Origin of the sequence: Undibacterium hunanense (assembly GCF_014284335.1) — a bacterium.
Lineage (GTDB): Bacteria > Pseudomonadota > Gammaproteobacteria > Burkholderiales > Burkholderiaceae_D > Undibacterium > Undibacterium hunanense.
In genome coordinates this window covers 129,299-154,801 of record NZ_JACOGF010000009.1, presented here as the reverse complement: position 1 = coordinate 154,801, position 25,503 = coordinate 129,299, and the positions used below count along the sequence as shown (strand labels likewise).

The window sequence follows — 25,503 nt, the reverse complement described above, 5'->3', positions numbered from 1 at the left end:
AAATTGCCCATTTTCGCTGAGCCGCCTCTGCCAACTACCAAACTGACTGTCAAACATTCGCGCCCGCAATGCTGCGCTACGGTAAAATACTTGTCAGCCCTAAATTTGCATCCTACTTACTTAATTATTGATTAACGATTAGTATGATGTGCAAATAACAAAAATCAGGCTTGCTCAATCATCTTCCGGCAAGATGTCATGCCCATGAATTGATATTGTGCAAGTCAAAAAACATACATGGTCACTACCTCACTACTATGAGCAACGATACTAAAAATAACGGCAACACCAACGCAACCTCGCCCGCACCGGTTTCCAATTTTCTGCGCGCCATCATCGACAATGACCAGACAGCAGGCAAGTACGCACGCGATGGCATGCCAACCGTCATCACCCGCTTTCCGCCAGAACCAAACGGCTATCTGCACATAGGCCATGCCAAATCCATCTGCCTGAACTTTGGCCTGGCACGCGATTACGCCGGCCGTTGCCACCTGCGCTTTGATGACACCAATCCTGAGAAAGAAGACCAGGAATATGTCGACACCATCATGGACAGCGTCAAATGGCTGGGCTTTGACTGGAACAACAATGGCGTGGAACACCTGCACTACGCCAGTGACTATTTTGATCGCCTGTATGAAATTGCCGAATACCTGATCGGCGCCGGCCTTGCCTATGTCGACAGCCAAAGCGCCGCCGACATGGCTACCAACCGTGGTGATTTTTCCAGACCAGGCGTGAACTCGCCTTTCCGCGACCGTGCACCAGCCGAATCACTGGACCTGCTGCGCCGCATGAAGGCGGGCGAATTCAAAGATGGCGAACACATCCTGCGCGCCAAAATAGACATGGCGTCGCCCAACATGAACCTGCGTGATCCGGCCATCTACCGCATACGCCATGCCCACCACCACCGCACGGGTGATAACTGGTGCATCTACCCCATGTATGACTACACGCATCCGCTGTCAGACGCGATAGAAAACATCACCCATTCGATCTGCACGCTGGAATTCCAGGATCATCGTCCTTTCTATGACTGGATCATAGAACGTGCCGCTGAAGGTGGCTTCTTCAAAAAACCAGTACCGCAACAATATGAATTTGCCCGCCTGAACCTGACCTATGTCGTCACCAGCAAACGCAAGCTGCGCCAACTGGTAGAACAAAACATCGTCAACGGCTGGGATGACCCGCGCATGCCCACCATCGTCGGTATACGCCGCCGTGGCTACACGCCAGAATCACTGCAACTGTTTTGCGAACGTATAGGTGTGACCCGTTCTGACGGCTGGATCGATTACAGCACGCTGGAAGGCTGTCTGCGCGAAGATCTTGACCCCAAGGCACCACGCGCCACCGCCGTGCTGCGCCCCTTGAAACTGATCATCGACAATTTCCCTGAGAGCGAAAACATCGCCTGCACGGCACCTATCCATCCGCACCACCCTGAACTGGGCAACCGCGAATTCACCATAGGCAAAGAACTGTGGATAGAACAGGAAGACTTCATGGAAGAGCCAGTCAAAGGCTACTTCCGCCTGTTCCCTGGCAACAAGGTACGCCTGCGTTATGGCTATGTGGTTGAATGCACAGGCTGCGACAAGGATGAAAATGGCAATGTCATCGCCGTGCATTGTAACTACTTCGCCGACAGCAAATCCGGCACCGAAGGCAGCGCCAACTACAAAGTCAAAGGCAACCTGCACTGGGTCAATGCAGCAGATGCACTGGAAGCCGAAGTCCGCCTTTACGACCGCCTGTTCACCGACGCCAACCCGGACGCCGGCGGCAAAGACTTCATGACTTTGCTAAACCCGAATGCACTGGAAGTGGTACGCGCCTACGTAGAACCTGGCCTGGCGACCATCACACCAGATACGCGCCTGCAGTTTGAACGCCATGGTTACTTTGTGGCAGATCGTGTGGATTCTGTTGTGGGTAAGCCGGTGTTTAACCGGGTGACGACGTTGAAGGATAGTTGGGGGAAGTAAAGCATAGCAGAACCATTTACGCGGTTTTTTATAAAAGGGAGATAGTCAGGCCGTCGATTTTTGAAACGAATAGGCGATCTGACATTTCCACAAAATTCCGATATCGAACTATATCCGCAAGGCCTGAATAAGCCCGTAGTGAACAAAGGTGAACCGTCAAAATGCATCATTCCAAATCAATTTTTTGCTTCGCATTTCTTTCCTTTTACTTTTCAATTCAGGCTTTTGCTCAAGTAAATCAGCAAATCAACCAAAATCACAATGAACCGGGCTCCAGAATCATTAAGAGTGGATGTAAAGCTTCTGTTCCAACAAATACACTGCAAAATTTGGCATCTGCCATTGTCACGCTTCAATACATTGTCAACGAAAAAAGTGAGATTACCAACATTAAAATCCTAAAGACTAGTGGCGATAATTTATTGGATGAAGCTGCACGCACAGCCATGTCCACATGTTCGCTGGAAGCGATTTCAGAAAATGAAAAAACAAAACAGACATGGTACAAAACTCAATGGGAATTTAAATCGGAAGAACAAAATGAAGTGCTGACTGCCATCGCTAATAACGCACAACCAATTTCAATTCGTCCTGGTGTTATAGATATGTCGATAGTAGGCTGCACACCAGACTATCCGAAAGAGGGTCTAAAAACAAATTTACAAGGAACAGTATTGTTCAGTGCGCTTATTGATGCAACCGGCCTGGTTACCAAAGTCACAATAATTGAATCAAGTAAAAGTCAGTTATTGGACGACGCAATAACAAATCGCCTCATGGAAGGCAGATGTAGAACTAAACCCGGCACTTTTGACGGCAGCCCAGCTAGCACCGTCACGAAAATTCGGTATATATTTCGTTTAAAATAAAATATGTAGGGACATCCCCAATTGGGCTAAACTAAAACCACTCTCCACCAACACCTCACATGCCGCGTTGGCGAATAAATGGAATACCTTCGACAATTCAAAATTGGCCTATGCAAAGTTGATCGCTACCTAAATACATGAAAATCATACCGGCATATTTGAGGAAACATCATGGAACAAAATAATGTCGATCTGACGCAAGAGCATGATCCTATTGCAGAAAAATTGCGCGATACGCAAGCCCTGACCAAAGTCGTACAACAAGCCGTCAGAGAAGCCGTCGATAAAGCTCAGCGCCTGGGTTTTCTCCCGTCAACCAAATCCTGGTCACAAGGCTGATACTCGCATTTTAGTAGGGTCCGCCATGCGCACCGCCCCTATGAATCGGAGTGACAGCGTAGAAAATGGTGCGCGCGGCACACCCTACTTATCATGTGGTTTATTTGCGATGGCTTACGCAAAACAAAAGCGTTCGCATACGATTCGATTCATTAATGACGATAGTACAGCCTTGACCATCTAGCTGTCTTTTACCTTAACCCACGGTGCACATGGTGCACCCTATCAGGTAGCAGGCGATTTCATCATGCCCAATTATCGACGTTCACGTGTCAGCGGCGGTAGTTATTTTTTTACTGTCACCAGCTTGCGGCGTCGGCCTGTATTGACACAACCGGCATTGCGACAGGCATTACGGATAGCGATACAGCAAACCCGGATTTCACACCCCTTTGACATTGACGCCTGGGTATTATTACCTGAGCATTTGCATTGCATCTGGACATTGCCACCTGATGATGCCAATTTTTCTTTGCGCTGGTCCATGATCAAACGTCTGGTGTCGCAAGCCTGCGCGGCGGAACTGGGAATGCCTGTTACTTCAACCTCTGGTACTGCAAGAAGAGAGGCCGGGTTATGGCAACGCCGGTTTTGGGAACATCAAATTCGTGATGATGAAGACTTTGCGAGGCATGTCGATTACATCCATTGGAATCCGGTCAAACATGGCCTGGTTAGTCGTGCGGGTGATTGGCTGTATTCGACATTTCATCGTTATGTAGAACAGGGGATGCTTTTACCGGATTGGGGTCTTGGTGTTGTAACGGATGTGCGGCAGGGGTTTGGTGAGTAGGTACGGGGTATTATTTTGCTCCCTTTTGACGGCGGTGCGCGGGGCGCACCCTACAGTATGGCACGCCCACCTCAACCGCCCCCTACCCCTTACTCGGCAAAACTTCAATCGTGATTTCCTTGCTGGCGATGTAGTAAGGCACGTGCTGGTGGTTGGCGAACATCAGGCGTAGCTTGTGTTTGCCGGGCGGCAGGTTAAGGACGGTTTCGGTTTCGCCTTTACCAAAGTGCTTGTAATGCTGATGCTGGTATTCATCGGTGCGGTCAAAAGGGATGGCTTTTTTGATGTCTTGCGGCAGATCAAGGTCAATCAGGATGTGATGATGGCCGGTACCATCAATCTTGCCGGCTTCCACCGGTGCGACACCCATGCCAGAGACGGAAAACACGGCCCTGAATGGCGAATGTACTTTGTCACCATCACGCAGGTTGAGAAAATACAGTGTCTTGTCACCCACAGGAAAAGGCAGTGTGCGTTCTATCGCACTGCTGCTGCAGATGGTGGAATCTGGTGTATTGACGACAGCAATGGGCTTGGTGTTACTGGCGGAATAGGTCAGGCAAGGCAGGGTCAATAACAGTGCGGCCAGGTAGCTGATACGGGGTGCATGAGGTTTTTTGAATTGAAATTTCATGATGTTGTCTCTGCTATGGTAATAGTTCAGGTCACTGTACAGGTAAAACAGTCGTGGCAATCCTTCTCTTTTCTTCAAATTGCTGGGGCATGCATGGGTATTGTCTTTAATACTACCCTATAGCGACCAGGCCCGCCATTAAAGCATGGCCTGTCCCTACAACGAAATTGATTATGTCAATCCTGGCCATTGACATTGGCTATGATCGATATGGCGTGATCCGGGTGAAATGCTTGAGTGCCGGAAGTAGCTTCGACTCACTTCGAGTACTCTGGATTATTGCATCCGCTCATCAATACGCTCTGCCACCGACAGCTTTGGCGCGTTGACCGGCGAACTGCCCTTTTCCAAAACCGGTCAAATTCCAGTAACCGGACACACCGCCTGTCTTAAGATTGATTTTGCCATCAAAACTGGCTGAACCAGCCAGGCCCTTCCCTGTCATTTGCACGACGCCATCGCTTGATACTTTGCCGGTAATCGTGAAACTGCTATGGGCGGTGCTTGAATCGGCAGAACCAAAGATATTGCCGATGTGATCAACATGGATATAAAACGTGCCTGTATCGGCACCGTTATAACTACCGTAATAATCGCCAAGAATACCTATATGACCAGATTCACTGGTGTCAGTTTGTGCCAGTTCCCTGGCAAGCAATGCGCCTTGTGAGCGAAGCTGGGAAAGATTGATTGTGGCTTTGTTGGATGCATCCGCTTCGACGCCTGCCGTTATATCCGTCATTGATTTAGCTGTTGCCGGAGGCGCAGGTGATTTTTCGATTGATGCCAGATTTGCTGAATTCGCTGAAATCCTGGGTGGGTGCACAGACTCTCTTTGGGAAGTAAGTAGCGGCTTTTGATGAACAAGTCTTTCATGTTCAGTTTTTTGTATCAATGGATCTGCTGGCGTCATCGCAGGCGCCAAGAAGGCTACTGCCGTTCCTGGCATGTCTTTATCTGTTTGAAGAACATTGCTACGTGATAAAACCAGGAACAACAGGATATGCAGCACCAGAATGGCAATCAGGGGCCCTATGCGGACAGGGCTACTTCTATGCGGCGCTTGCTGTACTGATACCATGCATGTATCCACTTTTTAAATATGTCGCACACCAGGCCTGACGACGTCATCCTCATATTTCCGTAGCTGTTTTTAAATTCACTGAAGGCTGCGGGCGCGCATGTACCCGCAGCTATTCACTTACTGCGCCAGCGGAAATTCGCTATTGATGATCTTGTTGCCTATGTCGCTGACGCTGACATCGGCATTCGACAGTATCACGACACCCTTGCCGGCTTTTTTATCGAAGGCAATATAGCTGCTGTAACCACCCGTCCTGCCTTCCAGTCCCAGGATGGAACTATCGAATTTATTATTATAACCACCCCATACAAGCAAAAGGCGATTGCCTGGCTCGAACTGCAACTGCAGTTTTTGCATGGTGCCATTTAAAGCTGTCTTGGTCTGGCCCATATTGGCGGCAAGAAACTTGAGCATGTCATTGGCAGAGGAGTGCAAGCCGCCAGCACCTTCGAATGAAGTATAGTTCCAGGCTGGTGCCGCAGTAAATTGTGCCTTGCTGCTATACCCGGTTGCCAGGCGTTTTTGCATGTCTGTGCTGAGATTGACGCCAGTAGCTGTCATGCCCAAAGGCGTGGTGACACGGTTCTTGATCAGGGTGTCATAGTCTGTACCGGCACGCTGGCTGAGTGCCAGACCCAGCAGGCCATTGCCAAAATTTGAATAGACGAAACGGCTACCAACATCGTATTTCATGTCGTAGCTGGACAAGAATTCATACGCCTTGCTTGCAGTAAAACCTGCATAGGGATTATCGCTGCCACTCTGGGTGGAATTGCCTGGCACGGCAGGCAATCCCGAGCGGTGAGATGACAAGTCAGCGAGTGTGATTTTCTTCTCGTCATAGTAAGGTACCTTGACGCTAGCAGGCAGATAGCTTGCAAGTGGGTCTTTCAATCTGATTTCACTTTTTTCTGCCATATCCATCATGGCCACACCCGTAAATGCGCTGGTGATGGAACCAATTTCAAACAGGGTATCGGCATCAACCGGGCGGCGCTCTGCCAGGTTGGCATAGCCATAGCTGATCACCCGGCTGCCTTTTTCATCAACAATACCAACCACCAGACCTACGCCTTTCTTGTCTGTATCTATGCGCTGTTTGAGGATGTTCAGGATGTCTGCGTCCGACATGGATGTCGCTGCATGCGCCTGAATTGCACCCAGTGCCAGCGTTGCCATCAGTAATTTTACGGGGAGAAGGCGGTAAGTTTTTTTCATGTTCTATGTACTTTCTGATTCAGGATTGAGAAACCCGGACCTGCTCCTGGAGAGGTCACTGGAAAACTGTGCAAAGGCAAACTAATGGGCTGTGATAGTCCAGTATTCCCTTCGCCGGTGCAGTCTCTTGCATGCACATGGCGCAATATAGGCAATACCTGCATTGCAAGTGGGCAGATTGAGACGGAAGCGCAATATAAGGGATTGAAACTGAAATTTTGAGGAACCAAATGCATCAGGGCTTACGCGAATCCGCCCGGGCAGCGTTGCAGCTCCTGGCCGTATTGGAACGAATTGACGACTAAACGACTAAACGACTAAACGAATTAGCGAGTTAGCGACTAAACGACTTTAAGGTGACAGTGGCAGTGTTAGTGGCAAAAGCAAACCGCTTTGCTGCAATACTTCACGCGCCATGGTGACGAGCGTGCCATCAGCCAGACCGGGCTCCTGGCGTAAGTACGAAACGTAATACATCAAGGGATTGAGTGGCGGTTTTACTTTCAGCGTGCGAATAATTCCGCTCTTGATTTCTGCATCGACCACAGCACGCGGCAGCACGGCAATCGCGTGGCCTGCAACGACCAGCTTGATCATCATGACCATGGAATTACAGATACTGAGATTTTCTGGCTCATGACCTGCCGCCCTGAACCATTCCATGACGACATTACAGATCGTCGTTGGTGAAGGCATGGCGACAACCGGCAACGCGGCCATGCCTGCGGGATGGAGTGCTTGCTCGTTCAGCACGGTTTGGGTGGATGCCACCCATGCCAGGTCTACATGCCCTATCGCAACATCAACGACATGCGGTGCAGAAACAGGGTCACTGAGGATGGCGATGTCGAGTTCACGCGCATTCAATTTGCGACTGAGGTTGGCACCCACATCAATGGTCAGCTCTATGCGCAGGTCAGGGTATTGCGCTTTTAGCCGCCCCAGCAATTCAATCAGGCCGGACATGGCCGTGGATTCGTTTGCGCCAAGGCGCAGCAGGCCGCGCATGGGGTTGCGCCGTTTGCTGATTTGTTCCATATCGTCAGACAGACGCAGCATTTTTTCTGCCTGCACCAGCACATCGCGCCCGACCGGGGTGATGACGGCGCGGTGACCGCCGCGCTCAAACAGCTTGAGGCCAAGGATGTCTTCCAATTCCTGGATTCTGGCGCTGATAGTCGGCTGTGTCAGGTGCAGGTGCCTGGCGGCAGCATGAAAACCACCCAGCCGGGCTATCCAGTAAAAGGTTTCAAGTTGCTGCAATGATGGTCGCATGATAGATAAATCTTATCAAATATTGGCGATAGTTTCAATTATCTTCTATCAAAAGCCCATTTTATACTGGCTGTATCGGTCGTCATGCTTCATTGGCGGCCATTCCCTCTATTCACAAGCTATGGAGCAGCCATGTCCTCATCTTCTCACGGTTCTCAATCACCAGCCCAATTGCGCCAGGCCATACGCCGTGGCGAATGGAATAAAGAGACATCGGGTCTGGCACCGGGTTTTGTACAAGTCAACCTGGTGATTTTGCCCGCATCAGACGCCAGCGACTTTCATCGCTTTTGCCAAAACAATCCCAAGCCCTGCCCTTTGATTGCCATTTCTGAAGCAGGAAACCCACATGTCACTGCTCTGGGCGCTGATCTTGATATCCGCACCGATGTACCGCGTTACCGTGTCTTCCATCATGGCGAACTGGTTGCTGAGCCGAATGACGTCAAGGATATCTGGCGTGATGACCTGGTGACGTTTGCCATCGGTTGTTCATTCACGTTTGAACATTCATTGATAGAAAATGGTATCGCCATTCGCCACATAGAACAAAACCGCAATGTACCCATGTACCGCACAACGATACCAACCACCCCGGCAGGCAACTTCCACGGGCCACTGGTGGTAAGCATGCGCCCGATGAAGGCAGCGGATGCCATACGGGCAATACAGATCACGTCACGCTTCCCTGGTGTACATGGAGCGCCTGTACATATCGGTGACCCGGCACTGATAGGCATCAAGAACCTGGCACAACCGGATTATGGCGACGCGGTAGACGTGCAGCCTGATGAATTGCCGGTGTTCTGGGCTTGCGGCGTGACGCCACAGGCGGCACTGGCAAAGGCCAGGCCTGCTGTTTGTATTACCCATGCCCCCGGTCATATGTTGCTGACCGATTTGCGCAACTCTGACTACTCCATTTTTTAACCGGCCCGGAGCAAATCGCATGGGCATACTGTATGGCCTGGTGGTGGCCATTATCTGGGGCGCGCAGCCGGTGGTCGCCACGTTTGGTTACCGTGCATCGCTGACGATACTGGACTTGACCTTATTGCGTTTTACCGTCAGTGGCCTGGTCATGTTACCGCTGTTTTTACGGCGTGGCGTCTGGAATGCCGGTGGCACAGGCTGGCCCCGGGCGCTGGTGCTGCTCTTGCTGGCCGGGCCCTTGTACAACATGGTACTGGTCGGTGGCTTGCACTGGGCACCGGCATCCCATAGTTCGCTCATCTATCCGGCGTTCACGCCTTTGTTCACTTCGATACTGGCCAGGCTGATGCTGGGCAGGCAGGATCGCATCCCGCTATTCGGACTTGGCTTGCTGGTGCTGGGTGTGCTGGTGGTTAAAATCGGCAGTGTGTTGCAGGCACCAGCCCAGGTGTATGCGGATGCCTGGCGTGGTGATTTGCTGTTCATGCTGGCAGCACTGATGTGGTCGTTTTACACGGTCCTGATGCGGCGCTGGAATACCGACCCGCTGTCGGTAGTCAGCGTCATACAGGTCGGTGCCCTGCTGTACGTGCCCGTGTACTTTCTATTTGAAGGGGGCGCGCTGTTTGACAAAGACCTGGTTGCCATCGCGGTGCAGGCTGGATATCAGGGCTTGCTGGTCAGTGTAGTATCCGTATTGCTATTCAATCTTGCGGTAAAGCAGATGGGGGCCAAGGCATCCATGTTTACGGCACTCATGCCATTGGTTGGTGTGTCGCTGGCGATTGTGGTGCTCGGGGAAGCCATGAGCCTGTCCCTGCTGGCTGGTGCCCTGCTGATATCAGGCGGACTGTTTTTATCGTTGAGAACTACAACCAGTAAGCAATAAAATATTGACGAGAAGATACTTCATTTGCTGCATTATTCATAAGAGCTAGTACAATGTGCCTGCGCCATTCATACAATGGCATGACTGACTAGCTGACACCATAAACCCGAATGAAAACATCTTCTCGCTCTGCTTTTAGCCTGGCCCGCAAGCTTGGCATAATGACTGCCATACTGGCCATGCTAACCCCTCTGGCACAGGCAGAAATTTATAAATGGAAAGATGCCAGCGGACACATTCACTATTCTGAAAACAAGCAGGATGCCGGCAATGCCAAAACTGAAGAAGTAAAAGTCAGTACCCAGGCAGGCACAGGATCAGCACAAAGCTGGCAAGAGCAGGAACAGGCATTCAGGCAACGCCAGGCAGAACGCAAGAACGACAACACAAGACCCAGAATCAATCCTGGCCCCAAAGCCAACACCGGCAATCAGGTAGAAACCGATGCCACCCGTTGTGCTGAGGCGCGTCGTCTGCTGCCAGCCATCAAGGAAGGCCGCGCCTATCACCGGACCATTTCATCCGGTACCAAAGCAGACGATAACGACCGCATGATAGCGGAACGGGACATCAGCCTGTTTTGTCACTAAAATTCACTAGCAGAGTTGGCAACTCCGCTATATGTCAATTCGGTCAATTCAGTCAATTAGGTCAATTACGCCAGATACTGCATTGCATATGCAAGCTCGCCCGGATGGCAGCAAATAATCGCGGTCTGACATGGCATACTTGCTGCGCCAACTGTCTTGTTTCATGTTATTGCGCAGAGACTGTACAAGCTGCATCTCCCCAACCCGCCCTCTCAACATGCCCCTTCAGATACGCTTCCAGACAACATGTCTGCATAAGGTGTAGGATGCAGCCTGATTTATTACATTAGCGAGAATTTCTTTTGCCTAGCGATACCGACAACCAGCAAGCGCATGACGCCATGCCCGATGAACAGCAAATCATTCGTGAAGCCCGCCTGTGGCGTGACAAAGGCTGGACCGCACGCGTCATTAAAAATGATGACGATGAAGGCTGGGCCGTCGCCATGATCAAGGATGGTGAACCAGAACCAGCCCTGGTCGGCCCCTGGACCATGGGCCGGGACAAGAAAAATCCCAAGCCGCTGGATGCCAATGCCTTTGGCACCCTGGTGAAAACTGCATCTGAAGTCATACGCCGGCATGAACAGCAATTGCATGCGCAACTGCACAAGAGCCTGATGGTGGCGACAGTCGAAGCTGATTTTAAAATCATGCTTGATATCGTACCGGACGAAGATGATCCCTACGCCTGGCTCAGTGCGCAGGATGCCAATAATGTGGAACTGGCCAAAGTCAGGGTTGCACCTAACTACAAACTGAACCAGCAAAATGCCAGGGCCTGGATAGCAGATGATTTCCGTCGCCCAGATTAAAATTTTCAGATTAAAATTTTTTAAGAGATAACACCATGGCATCACAAGCAAGCTTTGTTGAATTTATTCTCGACCAGTTAAGTGCCTGTGATGATGTGATCGCGAAGAAAATGTTTGGCGAGTATGCGCTGTACATGTCTGGAAAAATGTTTGCGCTGATATGTGACGATCAGTTATTCATCAAACCGACGACAGCAGGCCGGGAACTGTTAGGCACGACCACTGAGGTTCCACCTTATCCCCAGGCCAGGCCGTGGTATCTGATCGATAGTGATTTATTGGAAAACAGAGATGACCTGGCAGCATTGGCACGCGCCACTGCCGCTGCCTTGCCAATGCCGGTAAAAAAAGCAAAGAAAACGGCGAAAACAAGCAGCGCCTGAGTCCCCACGGTTTTACTGGTGGCGTTGATGAAGCAAAATGTATTCATCAACGCCAGACCATTACTTAAAAATTGTATTGCAAACCAGCCGAAAGATTGCTTACTGAGGTTCCCCTGTTGGAAAAAGTCTTGGGGTTATATACCTCCAGTTCTGCACGAACTGAGAGATTGGCATTGATCTTGTAAGCCAGCCCCAGTCCATATAAGGCATGGTTTTCAGTATATGAATAATTTGTTGGAGGCAGGCCTGACGTGTCGTAAAACGAGTCGGTTTTCAAACGTGCAAAACCCAATTTTCCAAAGCCGGAAAAAGCTTCATTGAATTCATAGTTATACACACCAGCCAGGCTGAACCCGGTTTTCTTTTGCTCACTACGCCCAAGCGCAAGGCCCGAGTTGATCGATGTTTTTCCAGCTGAAAAATAGCTGCTTTCCACCGCAAAATTTTTGTCTATGTTATAGCCACCAAAAACCTTGTAACTGGTGGCTTTGGAATCGCAGGTAGTACTGTTACTACAGTAATTACCTTTGTCACTCTGGCCAACCGAGCCACCGAAATAAACCTGGGCAGAAGCGAAGGAGCTGGCAAGCATGCCTGCAGTTGCGCACACGATAATGGAAATTTTTTTAATCAACATAAAAACCCTTATTCGTTTATCAATGTATCTGAACTGAATCAGAAAACCGGACCCGAAGCATCAAAGGTGTATGGCATCATGACCAAAAACACTTGTTTTATTACTCAGGTTGCAAGTTGCAGTTTATACAAAAACTTGCAGAAATAAAACTTTTATACGCAAGTACCGTATTTATGTCTGGCCGGTACCGACTGGCTAGACTTTGGCCGTGACTACGGTTTCTACCTTGCCTGCGTCAGTTAAGAAGTCTTCAATAAAAATAAAAACAAAAAGCAAAACCTGATTGCAGGTTTTGCTTTTTCATTGGCAATGACAACCTGCCTGTGCAATTAGAAATTGTATTGCGCGCCTATGTTGAAATTGGTTGCAGCCCTGCCTTTACCAGAGAAGGTACCGGGATTCAATTTTTCAGCCTCTGCCCGCAAGGTCCAGTCCGGGCTTAATTTATACGTCAGCCCCAAACCAAACAAGGCCTTGTTCGAACGGAACGAAGAATCACTGATTGTTGCAATGCCTGGAACGGAAAACGACTGCTCCTCTTTAACATTGGCTATGCCCAATTTGGCAAAGCCACCAAAGCTTTCATTAAATTCCAGTTTATAGATGGCTGCCAGGCTGACGCCGCTTTGTTTGACTTTGGAGTTAAACATCGCTCCAGATGCAGCGACATTCCCATAAGGACTATTCGAAGCGGGATAAGAATAATTTGCAGAACCCAAAGAAAAATAAGCCAGTTCCACTGCAAAATTCTTGTCAATATTATAGCCACCAAAGACCTTGAAATTATTCGACTTGGTGTCACATGTAGTGGCAAAGCTGCAGCCCAATGACTGATCGCTACGACCAATAGTCGCGCCGGTATAAGCCTGGGCGGAAGCAAAAGTATGCGCAGTCAGCGCAGCCATGGCCGCTATGGCAAGGGATAATTTTTTCATCAGCATGATAAGCCTTTGTAGGTAAATGATTTTGCGTAAGCTCTGTCAAATCAGGCATGCCCCCGGTTCAGCAACGGGTCTTGCAACAATGCTTGCGCAGTAAAAACAGCTAAGCAACTAAGCAGGCAGCGAATGACAGTAAGGGCAAGCGTATAGAAAGAAATAACAATACTGAAATCAATTTTGACAAGTACTATATTTCGATCTTGCAGGTATCGTCCCGTCAGACATCGCAGGCAGCTTCACGACATCAAGCCCCGGAGAAAGAATGGCATTTGACCCACTGAAATTAAAAAACGCTTCCGAGCATTTTGAAAACAGTCTTAACCGCGTCATAGATGAACGGGTAGCGCCGCTGGTTGATCGTTCCATCAGCCATGTCAGCAAGGAATTGTCAGATGTTATCCGTCAGGCCGGTGAACAGGTCGACAGAAATATCGCCCTGCTGTCAGACGAAATACATAACCAGCGCAGTATGACCAAGGAAGACATCAAGTCGCTCATTGATTATTCCACCGCACAGATAGGTGCCGCAATAGACCAGCGCATCATCGCCATCAAGCATGAGACTTCGACCCTGATCAACGAAAAAGTCGACATGCTCAAATGTGAGCTGGAAGATGCCGCCGTCACCAGCCGCAAGACCATGTATGCGAATGTTGCTATCTCTATTGGTGCAGCGCTCATCATGGCGATGATCGGCCTCATTTATAAAAAGGTATCGCTGGGCGAAGTCAATCTGCTTAATGTATTCCGGGTTTCGCTGTTGTCATGTGCGACCTTTACCTTTGTGTTGTCGGGCCTGAAAGTGATACAGCGCTGGCGCGGCATGAAGCGGGCAAAGAAAGGTGTGGCAACCGTTGCGCTGGGCTATTTTGGCGTCTTGCGCCCCAACGGTGCCGGTGGTCTGTTTGTGCTGAGCCTGGCTTTGCTGGCAGGCTGGACCTGGCTCTATCTTGGACATTTTTAGAACTCATTTCATCAATAGGGGTGAGATGCGTTCGAATAGCTGTCAGGCATTTATTCTTTCGATGCGGCAACAGCCCACATCAATTAAGCGTACAATCAAGGGCTTCCACGATGCATCTTCGTCTTGCCTGAATTCACAAAAATATTCAAGTTTGTGAACTTTGGCGTGTAGCCGATGTCATCCTTACTGGCAGACCCCGGTTATTCGCTGTTTTCAGGTGATGACAGCGCCCTGGTCGCTCATGATCACTATGCAAAACAAGAAATTCAATCCCGCTTTTAATTCCTATCTGATTTATGTTGGTGTGGCGATTGCCTCTGGCGGCGTTGCCTTGTATACACCTATCATCGTCTCTGAAACTGGCAAGGCGTTTTCCGGCTTCTGGGCTGCATCGATTTTATTCGGGCTGAACCTCGGACGTGTGCTGGGTTCTTATGCAGGTAGCCGTTTCCCCCGCCTGGCAGCGCATCCACTGGCGGTATCCGGCAATATTCTGCTGGAAGGTATTGCCCTGTATTGCATGGCGTATTTACAACAGGCCTGGGCGCTGGCACTGTTTGCCTTGCTGGCGGGCCTGGGCAGCGGCCTGTCCTTTCCCGGTTTAAAAAATTATCTGCTGAAGCTGAAAGAACTTGATCAGGCCACCCTGTTCAGCAAGCTGGCATTTGCCATACGTATGGGCCTGGTGGGCGGTTATCTGACGGCCAGTTGGGTGCCGCATGAGCAATTGAAACTGGTGTTTCTGATCGTGCTGGTCACTTTCATTGTCTACGGCCTGTTCATGCTGGTAGCCATGCGCGCCATCAGTGACCATGAAGCACACAGCCTGGCACTGGAACAGGAAAGCCGTTCTGAGCTTGCTTCAGCTTCAGCAACAGATGCAAACAATGGTGGCAGCGATAATGACAACGACAGCGCTGCCCCTTCGCAGTTGCCATTGATGTTTCATTTGTCGAATGCCGTGTTCTGGTGTTTTGCGGTACAGCCCATGATAGGCTTCAGCCTGCACATCCCCAAGTTTACACCCGAGATCCCGGTATCCACCCCCTTCTGGCTGGCGGCACTGGTGATCATTTTCTTCCAGATACCCATCTCCAGTCGTGCCGTGCGTACGCGTGACCATTTCCGCTTTTTAAAGATAGGGTATACCTGTCTGTTTTTGAGTTTTGCACTGATGGTCGTATTTACCCACAGTGCAGCGGCAGTCGTCGCATCAGCGATTTTGCTGTCCTTCGGCCAGGTATTTTATGGGCCTTCACTGGATGTGCTGATCGCCCGTTTCGCCAACAAATCGGCAACTGATACCGGCAGACTGATGTCGCAGCAAATGTTCTATCAAAGCATGGGCACCATGGTCGGCAGCATGGCAGGCGGCATATTGTTTGACCTGGCCCAGACCCTGCACCTGCCTGGATTGAACTGGGCCTTGCTGGCAGCAGCCAGCATGGGCATGATGATACTCAGCAAGAATAAAATCCCTTCGCTCTATCACAGCGCAGGGCAGCAACCTCAAAGCGCGAATTAAAGCGACCGGGCAGGCTCCTTCCGAGTCTGCCCTCTCCCCCCTGCCATCTCACTCACTCTTCCGCTTCCACTCCGGCAAAAGTACTGCACAGCCACCTGCCTGGGCTGTAGTAGTCATTTCTTGTCATGTCACTGCCACATTCCTTTGCTTTGTGCGTCAAAAATGGTCAGGCATTTTGCTAACACCAATCATGGAATTGCGTGAAATCCCGCTTCACAAGTTAATTTTTTTACTATACTATTGAATAATTAAATTATATTTTAAGCAATCAAATTCAGATAACTGCATGCAGGCAAGCCCGTCTCGTCTGAACCAGCTTGCTTAAGGCTTTTGTATTTACTCTTTAGAACAATTCTGGATTTTCTCACGCAGTAAAACCTCAAAAGGATGTCATCAATGAATGCCAATTCACCCTTGCGCGCCGCAGCTCCCAGCCATCAGGCCACGTCACCGCTGGGATTTTTGTCTGAACTGGAAGGAAGCTGGTCTGGTCGCGGCTTTAACCTGATTGCCGTACCCGACAAGCAAAATGGGCAGGATTTTCGCCTGATCCTGAATACGACGACGGAAAGAATACAGTTCAATGCCATCGGTGGTGCCGTACCCAATCGTGGCTCGGTCCAGAATGACATCAACATCTTTGGTCTGACTTACCTGCAACAGGTCAATGATGCACAGACGATGGAAGGCATCCATATCGAACCCGGCATCTGGCTGAACGTACCGGCAACTACAGCGCCGCCAGGCAAGGCCAGTATCGTCCGGCAATCGACCATACCCCATGGTGATTCCCTGCTGGCGCAAGGCTCAGGCTTTGGTGCCAAAGGCGGCCCGCAAATTGCACCGGTCAGCGCCAAGCCCACCGGGCCTGGCCTGGCGCACAAGATGCTGGGCTATCTTGATCCGTACACGTTGACGAAACTGCCACCCGGCATGAAAAAGGAATACATCGTCAACATGAACCAGGCCCTGGTGGATGCCATACAGGGCCAGAACATCATCAGCAATACAGTGCTGTCAGTCGCCTCTATACCGGTAGGCGGAATTGTGAATATCCCCTTCGTGACCATCAACGCGAATGCCACCAAGATGGAGGCAATTTTCTGGATAGAAACGGTGCAACGCCCGGATGGCAGTCACTTCCTGCAATTGCAGTACACGCAAACGGTGATACTGAATTTCCTGGATATAGACTGGCCCCATATCTCCGTCGGCACATTGATCAGGACATGATGCCTTGATGTAGAAAAGCGGTGCTGGCAGCCCACATTGAACACAGAGAGGACATGCTATGAACAGTGACAAACACTTCGATGTGATCGTCATCGGTGGTGGCCCCATGGGTCTGTCAACCGCCTGGCACTTAAGCAAGCGCAAGGTCACTACCCTGGTGCTTGAACAATTTACCTTCATCAATCAACTGGGTAGTTCTGCCGGAGTTTCAAGGCAGTTCCGCATTCCTTACCCCGATGAATACATGGTCAAGCTGGTCAAACAATCCATCCCTTTCTGGGATGAATTGCAAAGTCTGACACCGGTACCGCTGATGGATGAAGTCGGTACCCTGTGGTTTGGTGACCCGGATGTGCATTCGACCGAGGGCAATATCAAACAGGCAGAAACTGCCCTGAAAGCGCAGAATGTCCCTTACACCACCGTCAGCGCCAGCGAGCTTGAAAGTCAATACCATTTCAAGGATCTGCCATCCACCTACACAGGTCTGTTCCAGCCCCAGGGCGCCAGCATAGATCTGAAGGCGACCCAGCAAACCCTGTACAACTGGAATCGCAAATCCAGCCTGGTGACATTGAAGGAAGAAGCACCAGTCACAAAAATAGAACATCGCTATGATCAGTTTGAAGTGACTACGCCACTGGGCAATTTCACGGCAAAAAAACTGGTGCTGGTTCCGGGGCCGTATGCTGATGCTGTTTTCAAATTGCTCAAGTTTCAGGTTGCCGCCACTTACTGGAATATGGCATCGGCATTTTATAAAAAGACTTCACCGCAGGTTCAATACCCGACCTGGTTCGTGTTTCAAAATCCTGTGGGCAGCAATGGCAACCAGTTTTATGGTTTCCCTGAAGTCAGCTGGAATTATCCTGGTTATATACGGGTTGCATCTGATTTCGTGATCACACCGCTTGACTCTCCCGGACAACGCAGCCTGGTGCCCAATCCGCAAGAGCTGGCCTACTCGGCAGAGTGGGTCAAAAACCATATGTCGGGCCTGGACCCGGTACCGCATTACACATCCACCTGTCTGGTGGCGTTGAGCAAAATCCCCAACAAGGAATTGCTGGTTGATTTTGCTCCAGCCTATGTGCCCGCACACAAGGACATCGTGATTTATGCCACAGGCTGGGCCGGAAAATTTGTACCACTGCTGGGAAAAATACTGGCCGACCTGGCCCTGGATGGCCACACGCCATTTGACATCTCGCATTTTTCCACCGGTTACAAATATTTTACGCAATTGAAATAATGGGAATGAGCAGCCAAGCCAGCATTCACGATAGCACTCATCGACTCAACAACAACGGCGACACGACATCATGACAAACAAAACCTATTCCATCTTCGGGGCCGGCGCAGCTGGCCTGTACACTGCCTGGCGTCTGTTAAGCGGACAAACCAGGGAACATGAACACCACAAGCTGCTGCTCAAAGGTGACAAGCTTGAACTGTTTGACTGGGGCAAGTACGATTTCAGCAAAGAAGACCACGGCAGCCGCGCGCCGGGTGCCCGCGTCTGTACCTGGCATTATCAGGATGACCCCGGCAAATCCTATGTGGAACTGGGTGGCATGCGCTATTCGGAGTGGAATAGTAAAGCCAAGGATGCAAATAATGGCAAGGCACCGGGCCACAGACTGGTGACAACCGTGATTGCCAAGCTGGGGCTGGATCAGTATTCAGTTCCCTTCAATGAATCTGACAATCCCCTGTATTATCTGCGCAGCGAAAATTTCTACCTGCAAGATGTGACTTCGCGTAACCCCGCACCCTATAACGCCAACAACTATCTTGCCAGTCTGTCGCCGAATCAGGGGTTTACTGTGGTTGAAGACCTGGCTGTCACCGCCACTACCGGGCCACAAACCCGGCGTGAATGGGATCACTTTTACCAGCATGGCAAAATCACGGCTGAATTGCCGGAATCATCCATCTTCCAGAAAGGCGATAAACTCAAGGATATCGGATACTGGAACCTGATGTTTGACCAACTGGGTTCTGAAGGCTATAACTATGCTGCCGATGGTAATGGCTATACATCGAATGTGATCAACTGGAATGCCGCAGTGGCTTTCCAGGCCAATAATGAATTCACACCCGGCAACCAATACAAAACCCTGACGACCGGTTATTCGGGCATGTTCAAGACCCTGTTCGAAACCGTCAAACAACTGGCAAAAGACAAGGGTGTAATTTTTGATTACCAACCCAACCGCCGTCTGCATTCCATACTCGACATCGATCATGTCATCCACTACAACATCGCCAACCGCGATAACCCGAACAAGAAATCTGCCAGTGGCACCACCGATGCCGCCTGGCTGGCCATGCCGCGCTATGCACTGGAACTGGTGGCACAGGCGACACGCTATGAAAGCCATGCCGGGCTGGATGTATTGAACGCGCAGAAAGTGCAGTTGTATATGGAAGCATCCATCATGCAGCCTTCGTACAAGATAGGCATGTTTTTCAAAGACCCGTGGTGGCTGACCCAGGCCAGCTATGCACCACAACTGACCAGCTATGAAGTCACCAAGGATGTCTTGCTAACACTGGAAAAACAGCAATTCCCTGAAAGGTATTTGCTGAAAATTGCCAGACCGGCAGTAGATGCTCAGGCAGAGATCATGAACACGCCGTATTCCAGCGCCGAAAGCCTGTTGAAAGTTGTGGAGCAGCGCCTGCAGGAGCGCCTGACCGTGCCACAGGAAGAACAGTTGCTGGCAGCCTCAACACGCAATACCATAGGCCCCAGCGTCACGGATAATCCGGTGCGCATGGTAGTCTATTTTGGCAACAATGCCACCGACAAGACGGCGGAACCGGTGTACGGCCTGCTGGCCGCCTATGACGATGAAATGTTCACCACCTTCTGGCAAGAACTGGAACTGGGGCCGGATGAGCAAAGGCATATACCCATATCTGAAAACACCGAACCACTGAAAGGTCCGCGCAAGCTGCCGCCACGCATGCTGAAGATGGTGCGCAAGCAGTTGGCAAATATTCATTTCGGCCCGAATGCTGATTTTACTGCCGTGCCGGAACCGCTGGACGCCGCCTATATAGACTGGTCCCTGCCGCCATTCAATGCCGGCTATCATGCCTGGGCTGCGCATTATGATATTGGCGACGTACAGCAAAAAATCCGCAAGCCTTCACAACTGATACCGGGCGCAGATACCAATATCTTCATCGTCGGTGAAGCCTATTCAAATGACCAGGCCTGGGTAGAAGGCGCTTACTGCACGGCCGAATCGGTATTGAATGATTTCTTCGGTGTCATACCGCTGATAGACAACACCCATTATCCCTTTATCTGCTCGGGCAAATAAGCAGGTTCTCAAATTGACGGGCCCAACTAGCGGTCCGTGATGTATTTCCACCATGCATTCCCATCATGCATTGACAATCACAATGCGGGCACCGGATTCTGGTGCCCGCATTGTTTTCACCACCCTCGTCCTGCAAAACACTACTGACAGAAACTGACACTAGCCGGGCATACCATGGCCAGGCCTTGAGCACATGGCTCAAGGTATTTACCTCATATCTCATTATCAGGAGTGTCATTTCATGTTTAATCCAGGCTATATTCTTTTGTATGTCTCCAGTCCACAAGCCAGCGCCGCTTTCTACAGCGAATTGCTGGGTTTGACGCCTATAGAAAACTCAGACACCTTTGCTCTGTTCAAACTCACTTCCGGTGTCATGCTGGGCTTGTGGTCAGCTGCCACGGTTGAACCGGCAGCCACCGCCGTTGGCGGCAGCGAACTGGCTTTCAGCGTCGCTGACAAGGCTACCGTTGATGCCACCCATGCACAGTGGGCAGCACGCGGACTGAGCATTGCGCAAACCCCGCGTGCGCTGGATTTTGGCTACACTTTCGTAGCACTGGATGCAGACGGTCACCGCCTGCGCGTTTTTACCCCGGGCTGATCATGGCACGTAACTGGATCGCAGTTGCCTCGGCTGACCACGTGCAAGGTGGTCAGCGCGATGGCTTCATGCAGGTATGCCATGGCAAGGCTGCCCCTTTGCGTCGCCTGCAAGCTGGCGATAGGGTAGTCTACTACTCACCCAGCCAGGTGTTTGGCAGCAAGATCAAACTACAGGCGTTTACCGCGCTGGGCATCATCCAGCCACGTACAACTTACCAGGTGGACATGGGGGAAGGATTTCAGCCTTACCGTCGTGATGTCTTGTGGCTGCCGTCGCAGGTGGCAGCCATCCATCCGCTACTGGACAGAATGGAATTTTCTGTCGGCGTGCGCAACTGGGCTTACCAGTTCCGCTTTGGCATCGTTGAAATCAGCAGTCAGGATATAGACGTCATTGCTGCCGCCATGCAGGTAAACATGGAACTGGCTTTGGATGCGCATGTGGATATACTGAAGGCCAGGTTAAGTACTACTGGCCAGCTCAGCCTGTATTTGCCTTAGCTGCTTGTCTGTAGAATGCAGCCAAACTGGGCACATAGTCGTTTTTGTGCCCATTGTCATGGAATATAGCCGTGTTGACCAGTAGTTGTGGCAACATCTGTGTTTTCTGCGTTTTTGTAGTTTCAATGCAGTTTCCATAGAAAGACCGGCTTGCAGGCATTTCACAGACATCCATTCCAATTTTCATTCCTGTGCAGGGGCCTGTTGCACACGGGCCTGTTATTGTCTGTACTTGCTGTATTGCCAGGTTTAACTGGCTGTGAGCAAACCAGGGGCGGCAAGACTGTCACATTGCTACCCTGGTTGAAAATGCACGAGGCAGACAAAGCGACAGGTGCAGCCAATGGCAACAGCAAATCATCAGTGAGCTATTCAATCCGTCGGCAAGAAAAATGGTGGTTGGTTTCTTTTCCTGTCTGGCAAGACCTGGACTATGACGAAGTCAGTATCATCGACGATAAAACCATTGTGCTTGCCCGGTCAGTCAGCTTTGCCAAGGCCATGTCTGCCGATACCCACGCCAGGATCATGACTGAACACGATAGCCATGGCATTGATGTCTGCACGTCCTCAACGGCCATCAATGCACCAGGCAATGTCAGCTTCATAGACTGCATGGATGCCAGTTCAGACAAGAAACGCATCGTCAAACGCCTGAGCCTGAACGGTAAACTGATCCAGACTTTCAGCATGCCAGCCAATGAGTGGGAAGACTTGCCAACACCGGCAAACATCGCTTTTTATGACGATGAACAACACCCCTATGTGCTGGAAACTGCCAGGGACAACACCTATTGCCGCCTGATCATGCTGGGCAAAGACAAGAACCTCAGCTTTTCCATGAATGCAAAAACAGACAAGCTCAAGTGTACTGCGACAAGCGACTGGGAGAAAATCAGCCTTAAGCATTTGCAGGCAGCCAGCAGTTTTGAAAGTCTGGGACAAAATCTGCAGGTCAGGAAAAAAATTCCGGCCGAATCCCCGGAAAAACCTGCTCTGAAATAAAGACGATAAAGATGGAAACCACAAGCATGGGTCGTGGCCATGCAATTTATCGCCACTTGTCGCCGGTCGGGGTTAAAATTCCAGTTCAGCTTGTGTTGCAAGGCATGCTTGCGACCAGCTTCTTATTCACAGAGCGCATCAGATGATAGTCAGAACACTCACCGTAATTTGTGCCATCATTTCCATTTATCTTGGCATAAGCAATTTACAACAGCTCAATGTCATGCGCATACCAGACACCGAGTTTGAGCAGATTGATGGCACGGTCGTTTTGATGGTGCATGGTGTGGACGATAATCCAGGCTATGTCGTGACCGGCGGTTTTAACAAGCAACTGATACAGATCACCTTTTCTTACATCGTCAATGGCGTCGAAAGAACAGCCGATACCATTTCCCCCATCTGCAGTCGTTGCGAAGCACATCATGTGCTGAGAATGACAGGCCTGAAACCAAATGAACTGGTACCCGGCACCCCCATACGCGTCATGGTCTCCAAAACCGATGTCAACAAGGCTTATCTCGCCTTGCCAACTTCGGGTGAAAAACAGTCACAAATGTGGACGGTTTTCCTGTGGCTGATTTTCGCCCCCGGCATGGCCCTGCTCTTCTATAAGCTGGAAGGCAGCAGCAAAAGGCCGGATGAGACTGCTCCTGATAAACCTGCGACATGATGACAGGCCATCAGGGCCCGTGATAAAACGAAACAAAACAAACAAACCAAACCAAACGCACACCCGGCATAATTCATTCGCAGCAATGAATACCGGGCATATTGATCTGGCAACGCACTCAGGAAAGTCTGAGCGATCAATCCAGTCCACCTTATTTTGACGATGAAACACACTCCGCACGCCTTGCAAACCATCGCCATTCTGGCTGTCACACAAATTCTGTCGTGGGGATCACTGTATTACGCCATCGCCATCCTGGCACCGGAAATTCAAAAAGAAATGGGCTGGCGCGCCGAACTGGTATTTGGTGCGTTTTCCTGGAGCCTGCTGGTGGCGGGGATGATCGCCACCTATTCCGGCATGCTGCTGGACCGCCATGGCGGCAGGCTGGTCATGGGTATGGGTTCGGCCACTTGTGGCCTGGGCCTGATACTGCTGAGCAGCGCGCACACACTGCCGATTTATTTTCTGGCCTGGAGCATACTGGGTCTGGCCATGGCCATGACGCTGTATGAAGCGGCCTTTGCCACCATCACCCATCATTTCACCATCCACAGCCGGCAGGCGATTTCTACCCTGACCCTGTTCGGTGGCTTTGCCAGTACCGTGTTCTGGCCGCTGACACAAAAACTGAACAGCATGATCGGTTGGCGCGACACCTATCTGGCTTATGGTATTGCCCAGCTTCTGGTATGCCTGCCTCTGCATTTGCTGTTGCAAAAGAAAAGAGCTGTACCTCACGTAGAGATAGCAAAAGCAAAAACAGCACCCGATACACAGCGCAGTCACAGTCTGCAAGAAGCCTTGCGTAATCCTACTTTCTGGAAACTGGCATTTGCTTTTTCTGCAAACAGCTTCGTTTTTTCTGCGCTGTCTGTACACCTGATTCCATTACTGGGCCAGGTGGGACACCCGGTTACGCTGGCAGTATTCATGGCAGCCCTGATAGGCCCGATGCAGGTCGCAGGCCGTATAGGTGAGATGACGCTGGCAAGAAATGCCCTGCCGCAAACTGTGGGTAAATTCACCTTCGCCGCCCTGCCAGCTGCGCTGTTGACGCTGATATTATTTGGCACGCACGCCTGGGCAATCGCGCTATTCTGTGTGTTTTATGGCTTGAGCAATGGCATACTGACCATCGTACGCGGCACCATCCCGCAAGCCCTGTTCGGTACAAAAAACTACGGTGCGATTTCTGGCGCGATGTCCGGTCCGGCGCTGTTTTCAAAAGCCGCTGGCCCGCTGATCATTGCCAGCCTGGTGCAGCACGCCTCTTCACCTGATGTCATTTTTGCCTGTCTGCTGCTATTTTCGATTGCTTCGCTGGCGTTTTATCTGGCGGCATTGAAGACAAGGTAATTCAGGATTTCCCCTGCCTCTGGTTTTTTCCTACCCCAGGTTTTCCTACGCCTGGGGTTTTCCTACTTCTCGTACTGTGTATATTTCCTGGCATCCCCTTTGACCAGAGGTGCAGGATATTTCAAGGCATTCAGCGCGATTTTTTCCTGGCAGGCGGCAAACAAATCCACATCCAGGGTATCCGCCAGCATGATGAGATAATTCATCACATCTGCCATCTCATGACGGATGGCGGTTCTGGCCTGTTCATTCAATTCTTCCGGTTTGCCGGTAGGCAGCCACTGAAAATTTTCCAGCAACTCTGCGGCCTCAACGGTCAATGCGCTGGCCAGGTTTTTGGGTGTGTGAAATTGCCCCCAGTCACGCTCAGCCACAAATTGCCTGAGCTTGTCCCTGACAATCAGGCTGGCATCTGTTGGTATATCTTGGGGCATAACTGCAGTGGTCGTTGGTAAGGACATGATTTTTCCAGGCAAATGCTGATTTGTGCTGAACAGCATTATGCATCATCATCCGCATCTAGCTACCATGTAGCCACCATGCAGCCATCACGTACCCCATCCAGCATTGCCGCCAGTTTCTGCTGACTCTGACTCATTACACTTTTTCGCGCCATGGCATCAGTCCAAAAGAAATACTTTATTTTTAATTGCAACAGTGTTGCATTTAAAAAGAGACTGCATTATTATACGAAAATGCAATTGTGTTGCAAATAGATTTTCGTTTGGGACTAAAAAGTCGCCTGTATTTGCCTGCCAGATATGGTCGCGAATATCGTGGCGGATGTGGTGACGGATATCGTGGCTGCTATCGTGGCTAATATCGTGACGGACATAGCTGCTTAGTCATCGTTCTTTACCAATGGCATGCTGACATGCAGATGGACCACATGCTTGGTCAACACA

The 25,503-nt window shown here is 50.5% G+C and carries 26 protein-coding genes; 19 read left to right on the top strand and 7 right to left on the bottom strand.

Annotated elements, in window-relative coordinates; translation table 11 throughout:
- Positions 1 to 257: 257 nt before the first annotated feature.
- The 4 genes from H8L32_RS17790 to H8L32_RS17775 all read left to right on the top strand — a co-directional run bounded on the left by H8L32_RS17790 (position 258) and on the right by H8L32_RS17775 (position 3,998).
- On the top strand, positions 258 to 1,997 hold the full coding sequence (locus tag H8L32_RS17790; protein WP_186948604.1) for a glutamine--tRNA ligase/YqeY domain fusion protein: 1,740 nt from the start codon (positions 258 to 260) through the stop codon (positions 1,995 to 1,997).
- 161 nt (positions 1,998 to 2,158) lie between these two features.
- On the top strand, positions 2,159 to 2,866 hold the full coding sequence (locus H8L32_RS17785) for a TonB family protein (protein WP_186948603.1): 708 nt from the start codon (positions 2,159 to 2,161) through the stop codon (positions 2,864 to 2,866).
- A gap of 171 nt (positions 2,867 to 3,037) precedes the next feature.
- Positions 3,038 to 3,205, top strand: coding sequence for a hypothetical protein (locus H8L32_RS17780; RefSeq protein WP_186948602.1), 168 nt, complete (start codon positions 3,038 to 3,040; stop codon positions 3,203 to 3,205).
- 247 nt (positions 3,206 to 3,452) lie between these two features.
- Entirely contained in the window at positions 3,453 to 3,998 is a 546-nt protein-coding gene (locus tag H8L32_RS17775; protein WP_186948601.1) for an REP-associated tyrosine transposase, read from the top strand.
- A gap of 82 nt (positions 3,999 to 4,080) precedes the next feature.
- Here H8L32_RS17775 and H8L32_RS17770 read toward each other — a convergent pair whose 3' ends face one another.
- The 4 genes from H8L32_RS17770 to H8L32_RS17755 form a co-directional block, all read right to left on the bottom strand.
- Positions 4,081 to 4,632: a DUF4399 domain-containing protein gene (locus H8L32_RS17770; protein WP_186948600.1), complete on the bottom strand. Its 552-nt coding sequence runs from the start codon at positions 4,630 to 4,632 to the stop codon at positions 4,081 to 4,083.
- Between the two features lie 292 nt (positions 4,633 to 4,924).
- Positions 4,925 to 5,374, bottom strand: coding sequence for a hypothetical protein (locus tag H8L32_RS17765; RefSeq protein WP_186948599.1), 450 nt, complete (start codon positions 5,372 to 5,374; stop codon positions 4,925 to 4,927).
- 459 nt (positions 5,375 to 5,833) lie between these two features.
- Positions 5,834 to 6,934, bottom strand: a complete 1,101-nt coding sequence (locus tag H8L32_RS17760; protein ID WP_186948598.1) for a serine hydrolase domain-containing protein — start codon at positions 6,932 to 6,934, stop codon at positions 5,834 to 5,836.
- 351 nt (positions 6,935 to 7,285) lie between these two features.
- Positions 7,286 to 8,209, bottom strand: a complete 924-nt coding sequence (locus H8L32_RS17755; protein WP_186948597.1) for a LysR family transcriptional regulator — start codon at positions 8,207 to 8,209, stop codon at positions 7,286 to 7,288.
- Between the two features lie 132 nt (positions 8,210 to 8,341).
- On the opposite strand from H8L32_RS17755, the gene H8L32_RS17750 reads away from it, so the two are divergent.
- The 5 genes from H8L32_RS17750 (at position 8,342) to H8L32_RS17730 (ending at position 11,819) form a co-directional block, all read left to right on the top strand.
- Positions 8,342 to 9,139: a putative hydro-lyase gene (locus tag H8L32_RS17750; protein ID WP_186948596.1), complete on the top strand. Its 798-nt coding sequence runs from the start codon at positions 8,342 to 8,344 to the stop codon at positions 9,137 to 9,139.
- A 19-nt stretch (positions 9,140 to 9,158) separates the two neighbouring features.
- Complete coding sequence (locus tag H8L32_RS17745) at positions 9,159 to 10,031, top strand: DMT family transporter (protein ID WP_186948595.1); 873 nt, start codon at positions 9,159 to 9,161, stop codon at positions 10,029 to 10,031.
- A 110-nt stretch (positions 10,032 to 10,141) separates the two neighbouring features.
- The gene (locus tag H8L32_RS17740) at positions 10,142 to 10,621 is read left to right on the top strand and encodes a DUF4124 domain-containing protein (RefSeq protein WP_186948594.1); all 480 of its coding nucleotides are present in this window, start codon (positions 10,142 to 10,144) and stop codon (positions 10,619 to 10,621) included.
- Between the two features lie 341 nt (positions 10,622 to 10,962).
- The gene (locus H8L32_RS17735; protein WP_186948724.1) at positions 10,963 to 11,436 is read left to right on the top strand and encodes a hypothetical protein; all 474 of its coding nucleotides are present in this window, start codon (positions 10,963 to 10,965) and stop codon (positions 11,434 to 11,436) included.
- Between the two features lie 35 nt (positions 11,437 to 11,471).
- The gene (locus tag H8L32_RS17730) at positions 11,472 to 11,819 is read left to right on the top strand and encodes a TfoX/Sxy family protein (RefSeq protein WP_186948593.1); all 348 of its coding nucleotides are present in this window, start codon (positions 11,472 to 11,474) and stop codon (positions 11,817 to 11,819) included.
- 64 nt (positions 11,820 to 11,883) lie between these two features.
- Here the strand turns inward: H8L32_RS17730 and H8L32_RS17725 are convergent, their stop codons facing one another.
- Together H8L32_RS17725 and H8L32_RS17720 are read right to left on the bottom strand one after the other, a co-directional pair.
- Entirely contained in the window at positions 11,884 to 12,456 is a 573-nt protein-coding gene (locus tag H8L32_RS17725) for an outer membrane beta-barrel protein (RefSeq protein ID WP_186948592.1), read from the bottom strand.
- A gap of 329 nt (positions 12,457 to 12,785) precedes the next feature.
- Positions 12,786 to 13,391 carry an outer membrane beta-barrel protein gene (locus H8L32_RS17720; RefSeq protein ID WP_186948591.1) on the bottom strand — a complete coding sequence of 202 codons (606 nt, stop codon included), beginning with the start codon at positions 13,389 to 13,391 and terminating at the stop codon, positions 12,786 to 12,788.
- Positions 13,392 to 13,659: 268 nt separating this feature from the next.
- Here H8L32_RS17720 and H8L32_RS17715 point away from each other — a divergent pair, with 268 nt between their 5' ends.
- From H8L32_RS17715 to H8L32_RS17670, 10 genes are all read left to right on the top strand, one after another.
- Positions 13,660 to 14,361, top strand: a complete 702-nt coding sequence (locus H8L32_RS17715; RefSeq protein WP_186948590.1) for a hypothetical protein — start codon at positions 13,660 to 13,662, stop codon at positions 14,359 to 14,361.
- A gap of 241 nt (positions 14,362 to 14,602) precedes the next feature.
- Complete coding sequence (locus H8L32_RS17710; protein ID WP_186948589.1) at positions 14,603 to 15,886, top strand: MFS transporter; 1,284 nt, start codon at positions 14,603 to 14,605, stop codon at positions 15,884 to 15,886.
- 396 nt (positions 15,887 to 16,282) lie between these two features.
- Entirely contained in the window at positions 16,283 to 17,119 is an 837-nt protein-coding gene (locus H8L32_RS17705) for a heme-binding protein (protein ID WP_186948588.1), read from the top strand.
- Between the two features lie 58 nt (positions 17,120 to 17,177).
- Positions 17,178 to 18,371, top strand: coding sequence for an FAD-dependent oxidoreductase (locus tag H8L32_RS17700; protein WP_186948587.1), 1,194 nt, complete (start codon positions 17,178 to 17,180; stop codon positions 18,369 to 18,371).
- A 70-nt stretch (positions 18,372 to 18,441) separates the two neighbouring features.
- A complete protein-coding gene (locus H8L32_RS17695) occupies positions 18,442 to 20,454 on the top strand; it encodes a flavin monoamine oxidase family protein (protein WP_186948586.1) in 2,013 nt (670 codons plus the stop codon).
- Between the two features lie 241 nt (positions 20,455 to 20,695).
- Positions 20,696 to 21,058, top strand: a complete 363-nt coding sequence (locus H8L32_RS17690) for a VOC family protein (protein ID WP_186948585.1) — start codon at positions 20,696 to 20,698, stop codon at positions 21,056 to 21,058.
- Positions 21,059 to 21,060: 2 nt separating this feature from the next.
- Positions 21,061 to 21,561, top strand: coding sequence for an EVE domain-containing protein (locus tag H8L32_RS17685; protein WP_186948584.1), 501 nt, complete (start codon positions 21,061 to 21,063; stop codon positions 21,559 to 21,561).
- 363 nt (positions 21,562 to 21,924) lie between these two features.
- Positions 21,925 to 22,566 carry a hypothetical protein gene (locus tag H8L32_RS17680; protein WP_186948583.1) on the top strand — a complete coding sequence of 214 codons (642 nt, stop codon included), beginning with the start codon at positions 21,925 to 21,927 and terminating at the stop codon, positions 22,564 to 22,566.
- 223 nt (positions 22,567 to 22,789) lie between these two features.
- Complete coding sequence (locus H8L32_RS17675; protein WP_186948582.1) at positions 22,790 to 23,239, top strand: hypothetical protein; 450 nt, start codon at positions 22,790 to 22,792, stop codon at positions 23,237 to 23,239.
- Positions 23,240 to 23,401: 162 nt separating this feature from the next.
- The gene (locus H8L32_RS17670; protein WP_186948581.1) at positions 23,402 to 24,598 is read left to right on the top strand and encodes an MFS transporter; all 1,197 of its coding nucleotides are present in this window, start codon (positions 23,402 to 23,404) and stop codon (positions 24,596 to 24,598) included.
- Between the two features lie 62 nt (positions 24,599 to 24,660).
- Here H8L32_RS17670 and H8L32_RS17665 read toward each other — a convergent pair whose 3' ends face one another.
- Complete coding sequence (locus H8L32_RS17665) at positions 24,661 to 25,032, bottom strand: nucleotide pyrophosphohydrolase (RefSeq protein WP_186948580.1); 372 nt, start codon at positions 25,030 to 25,032, stop codon at positions 24,661 to 24,663.
- Between the last annotated feature and the right edge of the window lie 471 nt (positions 25,033 to 25,503).